This is a genomic window from Ruegeria sp. SAZD011, from assembly GCF_059612545.1.
Window position 1 is genome coordinate 1 of record NZ_JBXWQU010000016.1, and the last position, 12184, is coordinate 12184.

Annotated in this window: 14 protein-coding genes; 3 read left to right on the forward strand and 11 right to left on the reverse strand. The window is 64.3% G+C overall.

What is annotated here, in order from left to right; genetic code table 11:
- Positions 1 to 819: serine hydroxymethyltransferase (glyA, locus tag AC2FLM_RS05315; protein WP_496856336.1), on the forward strand; the 819-nt coding region annotated here is incomplete at its 5' end.
- Between the two features lie 219 nt (positions 820 to 1038).
- Here the strand turns inward: glyA and AC2FLM_RS05320 are convergent.
- Positions 1039 to 1413 (reverse strand): hypothetical protein, encoded by a 375-nt coding sequence (locus AC2FLM_RS05320; RefSeq protein ID WP_496856338.1) that lies wholly within the window; start codon positions 1411 to 1413, stop codon positions 1039 to 1041.
- A 92-nt stretch (positions 1414 to 1505) separates the two neighbouring features.
- Between AC2FLM_RS05320 and AC2FLM_RS05325 the strand changes: the two genes are divergently transcribed.
- Positions 1506 to 2264 carry an alpha/beta fold hydrolase gene (locus tag AC2FLM_RS05325; protein ID WP_496856340.1) on the forward strand — a complete coding sequence of 253 codons (759 nt, stop codon included), beginning with the start codon at positions 1506 to 1508 and terminating at the stop codon, positions 2262 to 2264.
- 110 nt (positions 2265 to 2374) lie between these two features.
- On the opposite strand, the gene AC2FLM_RS05330 is transcribed toward AC2FLM_RS05325, so the two are convergent.
- The 4 genes from AC2FLM_RS05330 to AC2FLM_RS05345 all read right to left on the reverse strand — a co-directional run bounded on the left by AC2FLM_RS05330 (position 2375) and on the right by AC2FLM_RS05345 (position 5090).
- Positions 2375 to 2563: a hypothetical protein gene (locus tag AC2FLM_RS05330; RefSeq protein ID WP_496828119.1), complete on the reverse strand. Its 189-nt coding sequence runs from the start codon at positions 2561 to 2563 to the stop codon at positions 2375 to 2377.
- Between the two features lie 75 nt (positions 2564 to 2638).
- Positions 2639 to 3022 (reverse strand): rhodanese-like domain-containing protein, encoded by a 384-nt coding sequence (locus AC2FLM_RS05335; RefSeq protein ID WP_234139740.1) that lies wholly within the window; start codon positions 3020 to 3022, stop codon positions 2639 to 2641.
- 103 nt (positions 3023 to 3125) lie between these two features.
- Positions 3126 to 4613 carry a flavin-containing monooxygenase gene (locus AC2FLM_RS05340; RefSeq protein ID WP_496856342.1) on the reverse strand — a complete coding sequence of 496 codons (1488 nt, stop codon included), beginning with the start codon at positions 4611 to 4613 and terminating at the stop codon, positions 3126 to 3128.
- Positions 4614 to 4628: 15 nt separating this feature from the next.
- On the reverse strand, positions 4629 to 5090 hold the full coding sequence (locus AC2FLM_RS05345; protein ID WP_234165980.1) for a cupin domain-containing protein: 462 nt from the start codon (positions 5088 to 5090) through the stop codon (positions 4629 to 4631).
- Positions 5091 to 5240: 150 nt separating this feature from the next.
- Here AC2FLM_RS05345 and AC2FLM_RS05350 point away from each other — a divergent pair, with 150 nt between their 5' ends.
- Positions 5241 to 6239: an AraC-like ligand-binding domain-containing protein gene (locus tag AC2FLM_RS05350; protein WP_496856345.1), complete on the forward strand. Its 999-nt coding sequence runs from the start codon at positions 5241 to 5243 to the stop codon at positions 6237 to 6239.
- A 5-nt stretch (positions 6240 to 6244) separates the two neighbouring features.
- Here the strand turns inward: AC2FLM_RS05350 and AC2FLM_RS05355 are convergent, their stop codons facing one another.
- The 6 genes from AC2FLM_RS05355 to AC2FLM_RS05380 form a co-directional block, all read right to left on the reverse strand.
- Positions 6245 to 6589 (reverse strand): RidA family protein, encoded by a 345-nt coding sequence (locus tag AC2FLM_RS05355; RefSeq protein WP_234139736.1) that lies wholly within the window; start codon positions 6587 to 6589, stop codon positions 6245 to 6247.
- A gap of 69 nt (positions 6590 to 6658) precedes the next feature.
- Positions 6659 to 7840, reverse strand: coding sequence for a TPM domain-containing protein (locus AC2FLM_RS05360; protein ID WP_496856347.1), 1182 nt, complete (start codon positions 7838 to 7840; stop codon positions 6659 to 6661).
- A 54-nt stretch (positions 7841 to 7894) separates the two neighbouring features.
- A complete protein-coding gene (locus AC2FLM_RS05365; protein ID WP_496856349.1) occupies positions 7895 to 8614 on the reverse strand; it encodes a YbaY family lipoprotein in 720 nt (239 codons plus the stop codon).
- Positions 8615 to 8750: 136 nt separating this feature from the next.
- On the reverse strand, positions 8751 to 10529 hold the full coding sequence (locus AC2FLM_RS05370; protein ID WP_496856351.1) for an SLC13 family permease: 1779 nt from the start codon (positions 10527 to 10529) through the stop codon (positions 8751 to 8753).
- Between the two features lie 106 nt (positions 10530 to 10635).
- Positions 10636 to 11448, reverse strand: coding sequence for a TIGR00282 family metallophosphoesterase (locus AC2FLM_RS05375; RefSeq protein ID WP_234218360.1), 813 nt, complete (start codon positions 11446 to 11448; stop codon positions 10636 to 10638).
- 177 nt (positions 11449 to 11625) lie between these two features.
- The gene (locus tag AC2FLM_RS05380; protein ID WP_496856353.1) at positions 11626 to 12183 is read right to left on the reverse strand and encodes a 5-formyltetrahydrofolate cyclo-ligase; all 558 of its coding nucleotides are present in this window, start codon (positions 12181 to 12183) and stop codon (positions 11626 to 11628) included.
- Position 12184: the final 1 nt, after the last annotated feature.

Below are 12184 nucleotides of genomic sequence, written 5' to 3' on the forward strand. Positions count from 1 at the left end.
CTGCTGGATTACGACCAGGTCGAGGCGCTGGCCAAGGAACACCGGCCCAAGCTGATCATCGCCGGCGGCTCGGCCATACCGCGCCAGATCGATTTTGCCCGGATGCGGGAAATTGCGGATATGGTCGGGGCCTACCTCCATGTCGATATGGCGCATTTCGCCGGTCTGGTTGCGGCGGGCGAGCATCCCAGCCCCTTCCCGCACGCGCATGTGGCCACCACGACCACGCACAAGACCCTGCGCGGGCCCCGTGGCGGTATGATCCTCACCAATGATGAAGATATTGCTAAGAAAGTGAATTCGGCGATCTTCCCCGGCATCCAGGGCGGCCCGCTGATGCATGTGATCGCGGCCAAGGCGGTGGCTTTTGGCGAGGCGTTGCGGCCTGAATTCAAGTCGTATATTCAACAGGTTATCGCCAATGCCCAAGCCCTGAGCGAACAGCTGATCAAGGGCGGTCTGGACACGGTGACCCATGGCACCGACACCCATGTGGTGCTGGTCGACCTGCGGCCCAAGGGGGTCAAGGGCAACGCCACCGAAAAGGCTCTGGGCCGCGCGCATATCACCTGCAACAAGAACGGCGTGCCGTTTGATCCGGAAAAGCCGACGGTGACCAGCGGCATCCGCCTGGGCAGCCCGGCGGGCACCACGCGCGGCTTCGGCGAGGCCGAATTCCGCCAGATCGCCGACTGGATCATCGAGGTGGTCGATGGCCTGGCCGCCAATGGCGAAGACGCCAACGGCGCCGTCGAGGACAAGGTCAAGGCCCAGGTCGCAGACCTCTGCGCCAAATTCCCGATCTATCCAAACCTTTGATAAATCAAAGCGTTTTGAGTTGACACCGCACCTGCCACCGGACACTCCGGTGGCAGGTTGCCGCTCCGGCCACCACCGGAATGGGATGTCGCTGCCGACAGCCTCCTCACGTCCTTCCTGTGACTGATCGAGACAGGACCAATCCTGCGCGCACCGTCACCGTGACACCGGCGCCGCGTGACAGCACGAAGGCCGCTCGGGCAAAGGGACGCTCCCGCGTCAGATAAGCCGGCGCCAGGCCAGAAATGCCAGCAACAACGCGGCAAAGACCAGCAGGTTGAAGACCAGCCCGCCCAACATGCCCAGCCACCAGCCCTTGCGCCGGTCGGCCAGGTCGATGCCGCGCAGATGCGCCTGCACCTCGCGTGCAGCGGCACTCAACGAAGGGGCGTTCAACGTCATCCGCAATCGCGGATGCGCCATCATCGGCTCGACCCGGGCCAGTTCCATCGCACGGCGATAGATACGACGCGGCAGTCGGTGCTTGGCCCGTCTGAGCGCGAGGCGGAGCGATTTTCCATGCACCCCAAGCCGCGTCCGCAGCAACGCGACGGTCACGGCAATCTGGTCTTCGATCCGGTCGCTATCGGTCATGGCTGTCATACCCCCGGCGGGCACCATATCGCGCGGTCCGGGCAGGCTCAATGGGGCTGGCGGGGGCGATCGCGTCAGGTTATCAGGACGGCATGCTGACCACGATCCTGCATGGCACCCCGACCGACACCCCACCCCTTGTCATCGCCCATGGGCTCTATGGCTCTGGCCGCAACTGGGGGGTGATCGCCCGGCGACTTGCCGATGAACGGCAGGTGATCGCCGTCGACATGCGCAACCACGGGCACAGCCCCTGGGCCGAGCCACACGACTATCCCGCGATGGCCGCCGATCTGGCCGAAGTGATCGAAGCCCATGGCGGTCGCGCCGACTTGCTGGGCCATTCGATGGGGGGCAAGGCGGCGATGATGCTGGCGCTCACCCACGGGCACCTGCTGCGCCGCCTGGTGGTCGCGGATATCGCCCCGGTGACTTATACCCACAGCCAGATGCCCTTCATCGCAGCGATGCGCGGCATCGACCTGAGCCGGGTCGAGCGCCGCTCGGATGCCGAAGAAATGCTGGCGGCGCAAGGGGTCGAGAAAGCGTTGCAAAGCTTCTTTACCCAGTCGCTTGATCTGCCCGGCAAGCGGTGGCGGTTGAATCTCGACGGATTGGCAGCGAACATGCCCGCGATCATGTCCTTCCCCGACATATCAGCACATTGGGACGGACCGACTCTGTTCCTGACCGGCAGCATATCGGATTATGTGCGCGCCGAGCATCGCCCGCTGATCCGAGATCTGTTCCCCGCCGCCCGTTTTGCCAAGATACCGGGCGCGGGTCATTGGTTACACGCCGACAAACCCCGCGAATTCGAAGCGGCGGTGCGTGTCTTTCTGAATGCCTGAGCCTCTGACTCTGCACCTGCCGTGCGTCCGGGACGCCTCCGGCGGGAGTATTTCAGACCAGAAAGAAGCCCCGGTCTTCTTCATTTCGCCGAAAATACTCCGGTAGGCCTCTAGGCTTCTTCGTCGTAGAGCCGCCGCGCCAAAATCCAACTGACTGGCGCCGCGACGATAAAACCTGTCACCGCCGCCGCCAGAATAGCCTTGAGTGAAACCAAGCCCGCCGTGAGCACCGCAATCACCGCAGTGCCCGCCAGCGCGGTCGAGATCAGACTGTAAAGAATCGAAGCAAGGCGCATCATGGCCGGACCTCCTGATATGGCTGCGCGTCCGACCATAATATTAAATTATCGGAATGTGTTTGACTTTGACCTGGATCACATGCCGGGATCGACCGGTTCGATCCGCTCGCCGGTCCAGTCCGCAAGACCACCGAGATTGTAGACCTCGTCATAACCCATGTCCTTGAGCAGTTTACCCGCCAGCGCCGCGCGCCCGCCCGAAGCGCAATGCAACACGATCACCCGATCCTTGCGCAGTTCCGGGTCGTGAAACGGCGTGTCCGGATCAGCGCGGAATTCCAGCATGCCGCGCGGGATGTGATGGGCTCCGCTGGCACGGCCGGCGCGTTCCAGCTCGGGCGTGTCGCGCAGGTCGAGCAGCAGCGCGCCCTCGGCCACCAGTTGCTGGGCGCGGGCGCCGTCGATACGCGGCACCGCCGCATTTGCCGCCGCCATCATGTCCTTGACCGTCAAAACCATCTTGCGTGTCTCCTGTTTCGTTTCGCGCAGGCTAACATGCGTGTTTCGGAAAGTGTAAGACACGATTTTCCGCGGGCGGCCTCTCACCGCCCGCGCAAGGCTTTCAGCCCGCCTGATACTGCGGGGTCGAGGCCAGGAAGCGACCATAGGCCCGCGCATCGGGATAAGAGAATTGCTCGGCCAGCGGGTTGGCGCGCTTGCGCACCCCTGCCCCCATATCGGCCAGCAATTCGTCGAAATGCTTGAAGTGGAACGGCGCAGAGCACAGCCCGCCATAGACCTGGGCGGCGGGGCGTTCCTTGCGTCTCCAGTTCAGCATCATCTCGATATTGGCGTTCATCTCCTTCGCGCTCGGCTGATGGGCCAGTTGACCATCGGCAAAGCGGACCAGCCAATTGGCGATCATCTCGGCCGACAAGATGGTGCAGAAGGACGAGTTGAAGCCGACAAAGCCCATATCGGGCAGGTCCGGATTCACCGCCAGGCGATAGACGCGGTACTGGCCATCCGCCTCGATCAGCTTGTCGCGGTATTCCTGCGCCAAATAGGGAATGCCCAGTTTCCAACCCACCGCCAGCACCGACAGGTCACAGGGCACCCGGTCGCCAGTAGTCAGCACCACATGGCCGTCCTCGTAACGGTCATAGGTGCCCTGGATCGGCTTGACGGTCCCGTCCCGGAAGCTTTCGAACAGGCCTGGCGTCACGATCGGCAGAGAGCACGAGGCCTCCTTTTCGATCGGGGTGTCGGGCATCATGTTCCATTTCTTCAGGCCCAGTTGCGCCTTGAGCAGGGTTTCCAGCCCGCGGAAATTGGCCCAGACCAGCGGTTTCAGCAGCGCGGCGATCACCCGTTGCAGGGGGGATTTGCCCCATTGGTTGAACTGCTGTTCCTGCGCGCGCATGTAGAGCAGCCGCTTGAAATTGATGCCGCCAACGAAATAGGGCACCCGCCAGACATTCTCGCGATAGACCATGGTGACCGATTTCGCGCCGTTGCGCGCCGCGTTCACCACGATGTCGGTGGCCGATTTCGAGCCGCCCAGCACCACCACATGTTTGCCGCGCGCCATTTCGCTGTCGGTATATTCCGACGAGTGGATCACCCTGCCGCCGCCGGCGACAAACCCCTCCTGCCCGGGATGGGTCAGGATGTTCTTGTCGGAAAACTGGCCGGTGCAGATGGCCACAAAGTCGAAATCCTCCTTGCGCACCCGGCCTGCCGCCTCGATCGTCAGGGTCCAGCCGGGTTGCCCATCGGCGCGCCGGTCCATCGACAGGATATTGGTGTTGAGCTGAAAGAGCCGAGGCAGATTGTGCTTGTTGGCATAGGAATGCAGATAGGCATGCACCTGCGGCCCCTTGGGCCATTCGGGGTAATCGTCGGGCATCGGCAGATCGGTATAGCAATACAGATCCTTGGGGCTTTGCGTCTGTACGTCGGGGTACGAGCGCGACAACTCCCACACGCCGCCGAAATCGTGGCTGCGTTCGAACCCGGTGACCCGGTGCCCGCGCTCGTCAAAGGCCTTTGCCGCGGCAAGACCCGACACCCCGCCACCGATGACGGCGACGTTCTTGCGTTTTACCATGATATGTCCCCCGCCTTACTGGGCGTCCGGGGGCGGCAGGAAATCGACCTCGTGCAGGGCCGAGATACGCACCAGCTCGGCCGGGTCGGTCACGCCATCGAGCGCCTTGAACAGATCGAAGAGCTTGCGCGAGGGCGCCACCCCAAAGACACAGGTCGCACCCGCGCCCGAGCGGTTGAACACCGCATGCGCCACCCCCTTGGGCATCCGGACCACATCGCCTGGCCCCGCCTTGTTGGCGGTCACGTTACCGGTCTCGAACCCGAAATCCACCTCGAGATTGCCACTCAGCACCAGGATCCATTCATCCTGGGTCGGGTGCACATGCGGCGGCACAAAGGTGTCCGCCGGCACCTCGGCATGCCACATGAACACGTTGTCGCTATGCAGTTTCGGGGTATAGACCTGCCCGACCACGTTCCAGGCCAGCCCCTCGAGACCGGCATCGGTGGCGGTGATTCCCGCGTCCATCTGCATTTCGTTCCTCCTCCTGTTGGGTAATTATCCCGCAAGCCTAGGAAGGCGCGGGCGGCGCGAATATCCGAAAAGCGAAATTTTCGCCTCATCTTTGCGGTCCGGATGCAGGAATTGCTTTGTGATCAGGGCGCGGGGCCGCATGCTGACCCCATGCAGAACAAGCCCGATACCACCCCCCTGTCGCGGTTCCGCCAGTTCCGGACACCGGATCTGGACGAGGCACGGGCGCTGGTCGCACGCAATTTCTGCGGTCACCGGCTGGAGCGGCAGGCGCGCGAGGATGCCTTTGACGCCTGCCAGCATCGGGCGGGTGGCAACGGGCTCTTCTACAACTACATCCGCTATGGCGCCGATGTGGAAATCGAACCCGGAGAGCTGGGATCCTTTTACCTGATCCAGGTGCCGATCCGGGGACAGGCCCTGATCCGTAACGGCAGGACCGAGGTCGAGACCGGCAGCGCCATCGCCTCGGTTCTCAATCCCGACCGCCATACGCGGATGCGCTGGCTGGGCGGCTGCGAACAGGTGCTGCTACAGATCGACCGCAACCGGCTGACCGCCGTCGCGGAAACCCTGACCGGCACCGCCTTGCAATCCCCCGTCCGGTTCGACCCGCAGATCGACCGCGCCCGCCCCGAGATGCAGCGCTGGCTTGCGCTGTTCCGGCGGGCGGTGTCGGCGGTGGATCATGGCGCATTGCTTGATCCCGAACAGGCGCTCAGCCGCGCCCTGGTCGAGGACGAATTGATCGCGGGGTTCCTAAGGGCGCAGCCCTCGTCCATCGCGCCGCTGCTGGAGCGGCCCGAAACCGGGCCGCTGTCCCCGCATGTGCGCCGGGCACGCGATTTCATGCAGGCACATCTGGCCGAGCCGCTGACCCTGAGCCAGATCGCCACCGCCGCCGGCACCTCGCCGCGCAATCTGCAACTGGGGTTCAGCCAGCTGCTCGAGATGACGCCGCTGGCCTATCTGAGGGTGCTGCGGCTGAACTATGCCCGCTATCTGCTGTGCGAAAGCCCGCCGCAGGTCACCATCGCCTCGATCGCGGGGGCCGCCGGGTTCAGCCATCTGGGCCGGTTCTCGGCCCAATATGCCGCCCGGTTCGGCGAAGGGCCCAGCCAGACCCGCAAACAGCGCTATCTGATCTGAGCGCCTCAGTCGCAGGCGGCGGTCACGATGATCTCGACCTTGAGCGTATCGCGCGCCAGACGCGCCTCGCCGCAGGCGCGCGCAGGCGCGTGACCCGCAGGCACCCAGGCATCCCAAACCGCGTTCATCTCGGCGAAATCGGCCATGTCGGCCAGCCAGACGATGGCCTGAAGGATGCGGGTGTTGTCCGACCCGGCCTCGGCCAGCAGCGCATCGACGCGCGCCAGACAATCGCGGGTCTGCTCGGCCACGCTGTCGCCGCTGCCGACCTGACCGCACAGATAGGCGACGCCGTTATGCTTGACGATCTTGCTCATCCGCTCGCCGGTATGAATGCGTGTGATCCCCATGGGTCTGCCCTCTGCAACGCTGAAACTCCTGCCCCTGTTAGCAGAGCCACCGGAGCGAGACCAGAGCGCCTACCAGCTGCCCGAGGCGCCCCCGCCCGAGGACGAGCCGCCGCCAAAGGATGACCGCCCCGAGCCGCCGCTATTGCTGTCGCTGATCTTGGGAATGGTGCGGATCTCGCTGTCGTGATGGCCGCAATGGGCACAATCATATTCCACCCGCTTACGCCCCGCGCGGGTCTTGGTCGCAGCACTCAGCACGGTCGAGGTGGTCGAAAGCGTGCGATAGTTGCATTGCGGGCAGGCGCCATAGCCGGAAAACCAGCTCTTGTAGCGGTGGATGTCGATATGGCCGCAATCCGGGCAGTGCCAGACATCGTAATCGACCGATTTCAGATATTCCTCCAGCCGCTGACCGCCATCGAGATGTTCGTCATCCGCCTCTTCGCCCGCCCGCAGCATCGGCGTGCGGCATTGGACGCAGGGCCTGTCCCGGTTGCGCAGATAGCGCCTGACCCACAGCGCGACGCCGCCCAGCGGCACCAGCAAGAGCGACAATACCCATTCTCCCACCCGGTCCACCGCGCGAGCCAGCCAGCTCCAGCCGCGTTGCGCGGTGCCCATGTCCCAGTCACCGGGATAGGCGCCGGTCAACTCGCGAATGGTCTCATCCACTCCGGCTTCGATCCCCTGCTGATACGCGTCGCGGCGGAAATAGGGCAGAAAACCAACGTCGATCACCCGTTGCATCCGGCTATCCCAGGAGCGGTCATAGCCGGCACCGATCTCGATCCGCATCTTGCGGTCATACCGCGCGACCAGCACCAGGACGCCATCGTTGCGCTCGGCGTTACCGATGCCCCAGCTGTTGAACAGGCCGGTGGCAAACGGTTCGATGGGGCCGCCGTGACCGTACAGGCCCATATTGTCGATGGTCAGCACCGTCATCTCGACGCCGCTGTGGTCATAAAGCGCGATCAGCCTGTCGCGCACCCGCTCCTCGGCGGCGGGGTCCAGCAGGTCGGCATAGTCGTTGACATAGACATCCTCGTAGTCGGGATACCGGATGTTCCCCTCCGTGCTCGCGGCACGCGGCGCCTTGCGCGCCGGGGACTTGAGGGCCTCGGACGGCGGATTGTCAGGCACCACCGAGACCGGGCGCGTCATCAGGCCGACCCCGTACCCGATCGCCCAGCCAAGCCCAAGCACCAGCGCGACAATCGTCAGCGCGACACGAATATCCTGCCTTGTCATACGGCCTCCCTTATGGCGCCACCTGACCCGCAGCACCAAACCACGGCCAAACGGTCACCGCGCGGCAACAAAGCGCAACACAACGCGCCCATCCACACCGGCCAAGGTCAGTGCATCCCCCTCGACCGCATAGGCGACGACTTTGGCCAATGCCGCCAGATAGCTCCGGTCCAGCGCCTCGGCCTCTTGGGAACAGGCCATCATGGTCAGGCCGATATTGTCGGGAAACCGCATGTTCGTGGCCCCGATCTCTGCCTGGCCCTGGAACCTGTTGCACCCGCCCCGGCCCGAGAACCGCCCGCCGTGTTCAAACGCGATCGATGGCGCGCCCGGCCCCTCGGTCGCAACGCCTTCGATCTCGCGCAACGCCCAGTCGCGGCCCACCAGCACCGAAGCCGCATCAGAGACCCGAACCATCATCAGATCAACCGTGTTTCCCGCCTCTCCGGTAAGGACCGGAACCACCGTATCGGTGACAAAGAGCAGCCTCTCATCCTGCAATATCCGCGCCGTTACCGCATAGCGCCTCGCCGGATCGATCAATGCATCGTCATACTCAAGGCTGAAATCCATCGGCACCCGGGTCATCGCATAGCGCCGCGCCGACAAGAGCGGCGCCGCCACGTCCTGGCGCGAAATATCGCGCAGTTCCACCTGCAACACCGCATCTGGCGGCAGCGCGATCCGCTCCCGATATGCGGCGCTGCCCGAAACGGTGCCCGCCTCGGCTGCCCAGGCCAGACAAAGTGCCGCAATTCCCGGTACAATCCTCATGACAGGCCCCTTTTATGAAAGAAAGATACGTTTCCACCAAGGCAACAGGCCACAAAGGCCACTGTCAACCCGCTGCTTCTTCTGTTTGAAAATACCTCGGGGTCCGGGGCAGCGCCCCGGTCCGCCACCGCGACCCTCACAATGGCCAGATCAGCGGGATCAACGCCGATACCAGGATCCCCATGCTCAGGTTCAGCGGAATGCCCACCCGCATGAAATCGGTGAACCGGTAGCCCCCCGGCCCATAGACCAGCATGTTGGTCTGATAGCCAATGGGCGTCGCAAACGAGGCCGAGGCCGCGATCATAACCGCCACCACCAACGGGCGCGGGTCGATCCCCATCGCCTGGGCAAGGCCGATGGCGATCGGGGTCACCACCACCGCCACCGCATTGTTCGACACCAGCTCTGTCAGCACCGAGGTCAACAGATAGATCGCCCAGATCACCAGAAACGGCGGCAGGCTGCTCAACCCAGGCGCAATCGCCTCGACAATCAGCCGCACCGCGCCCGAGCTTTCCAAGGCGGCACCAATGGCCAGCATGGCAAAGATCAACGCCAAAAGTCGCCCGTCGACAAAAGAGAACGCCTCATCCGCATCGATGCAACGACTGCCCAGCACCAGAGCCACCGCCAGCACCGACAACATGAGAATCGGTGCCACCCCGAAACCGGCCAGCGCCACGATCCCCACCAGCGCCGCAACGGCAATGGGCGCATGGCCGCGCCGATAGGCCCGCACCGACGGGTGCGAGACATCGACCATCTCCATATCGGCGGCCAGCCGCTGAATATCGGCGGGTGCCCCCTCCAAAAGCAGCGTATCGCCCACCTTCACCACCAGCTGATCCAATTGGCGGCCGATATTCTGGTTGCGCCGGTGTACGGCAAGCACATAGACCCCGTATCGCCGCCGCAAGCGCAGATCGCCCAGTGAACGGCCGACCATGCGGCAGCCGGGGGTGATCAGCACCTCGACCGTTGATGTCTCGACCGCCGAAACCTGATCGACCCGCTTCAGCTCCTTGTTGCGTTGCAGGCTCAGAAGTTCGGTCATCTGGGTGCGCAACACAACCCGGTCGCCCACCTGCAACTCGACCCCCTTGAGGTTGCGGCGCAGCGACAGGTCGCCCCGGATCACGTCAATGAGCCGCACGCCGGGCCGCTTGAACAGCTGCACTCCGGTCACCTCACGCCCGATCAGGTTGCTTTCAGGCGGAATCACCGCCTCGGTAAAGAACTTCATCTTCGACCGGTCGCTGAGCAGGGTCGCCATGCTGTCACGTTCGGGCAGCAGGCGGGGGGCGACGAAACGCAGATAGATCATGCCCCAGGCCACCACCGCGATGCCCAGCGGTGTCACTTCGAAGATGCTGAACGCCGCCATGCCCTGGGCGCGCGCGACCCCGTCGACCAGCAGGTTGGTCGAGGTTCCGATCAGCGTCAGCGTCCCCCCCAGGATCGCCGCATAGCTGAGCGGAATGAGCAGTTTCGACGCCGCCACATTCAGCGTGCGCGCGATCTGCACAAAGACCGGGATCATCACCACCACAACCGGCGTGTTCGACACGACGGCCGAGGCGATCACCACGAATGCCATCAACATGCCGATGGCAAAGCGCGCATTGGTCTGCGCCTGCCGCTGTGCGATCGAGGTAAAGGCATCCAACGCGCCGGTCCTGACCAGCGCCCCCATGATGATGAACATGGCCGCGATGGTCCATGGGGCCGGGTTGGCCAGCACCGGCAGCGCCGCGTCATAGGGCAGAACGCCGGTGACCAGCATCGCCGAGACCCCCAGAATGGCCACGACCTCGGTCGGATAGCTCTCGCGCAGGAACAGCAGGAACATCGTCAGCACGATGGCCAGCGTGACCAGCGCGCCGGCGGTATCGGTCAGGTGGAGGAATTGCATCTCTTGTCAGTCTTGCCCGAATGCGCCCGGCGACAGTGCCGGCTGGCATCTTCCCGTATCGGCAAGCCTTGGGCAAGCCCGCGCGTACACCCCCGGGGATGGACGATCACGGGCCCGATTGCTGCAACTGCCCGCCAACCCGCACCATGGCGATGCGGGTAGCGGCACCCCCTTGCGGTGCGGTCTCGACATAGACGCCCGAGACCGTCGCCTCGCCCAGCGCCGGGGTGAACCGAGACTTCGCCATACCGGTGATGAACCGGCGCATAGGTTCGGCCTTGTCCATGCCGATCACCGAATGATAGTCGCCGCACATGCCCGCATCGCTCAAATAGGCGGTGCCACCGGGCATCACCATCGCATCAGCCGTCGGCACATGGGTGTGGGTGCCCACCACCAGACTGGCGCGCCCGTCGCAGTAATGGCCCATCGCCATCTTTTCCGAGGTCGCCTCGCAATGCATGTCGACGATCACCGCATCGGCCAGACCGCCGCGCGGATGCGATTTCAGCACCGGCTCGATGGCCGAGAAAGGATCGTCATAGGGGCGTTTCATGAACACCTGGCCCAGCACCTGCGCCACCAGCACCTTGCGCCCGCCCGGCGCGGTGAACAGCCGATGACCGCGCCCCGGCGCGCCCTTGGCATAGTTGATCGGTCGGATGATGCGCGGTTCGGTCTCGATATATTGCAGCATGTCCTTCTGGTCGAAGGCATGATCGCCCAGCGTCAGGCAATCGGCGCCCGCATCGAGCAGCGCCTTGGCATGCTCGCCCGACAAGCCCATGCCATTCGAGGCGTTCTCGCCATTGACCACCACGAAATCCAGCTTCCACTCTGCCCGCAATCGCGGCAGGTGTTCGCATACGGCCTTGCGGCCCGCGCGGCCCATCACATCGCCAAGAAAAAGTATCTTCATGTCCCCGGTCCTATGAGGCGGTGCGGTTCAGGGCAAGCCGGAAAATGCTGGGGGCGCTGCCCCCGACGCCTGCGGCGTCTCCCCCGGAGTATTTGCAGCGAAATGAAGAGCGGCGCGGACCGGGCTTCTTTCTGGTCCGAAATACTCCGGAGCGCGAGGCAGAGCCTCGCAAAAAAATCAGAAGCTCAGCACACGACTTTCGGTGACCACCATGTCGAGCGGCTGGTCGGTGGGTTCCAGCGGCAGCGCCTCGGCCTCTTGCGCGTCGAAGGCGAAGCCGATGGCGAGCGTGGCGCGTTTGGCGCGCAGCCCCTGAAGCGTACGATCATAAAAGCCGCCGCCGTAACCCAGCCGCCCGCCCCGACCGTCAAAGGCGACCAGTGGCACGATCAGGATTTCGGGCTCCATCCAGTCGTCGGTCTCGGGCACCATGGCGCCAAACGGGCCCTCGCGCAGCAGACCGTCCGGATCCCAGCGGGAGAAGCGCAGGGGCAGGCCCGCGCCCTGAATGACAGGAACGCCCACGGGACCGTGGGCCGCCGCCTCGGCCATGGCGGGCAGCGGGTCGATCTCGGTCCGGATCGGCATATAGCCCGACAGCGGCACGCCGCGATAGCCGGCCAGCACCTCTGAAAGCCGTCCCGCCGCCCCGGCCGGGCGGCTATCGAATGCCGCCTTGCGGCGGGCAAAGGCGGCCTTGCGCGCTGCGGCCTTGATCGCGGTCAGGTCGTCCATG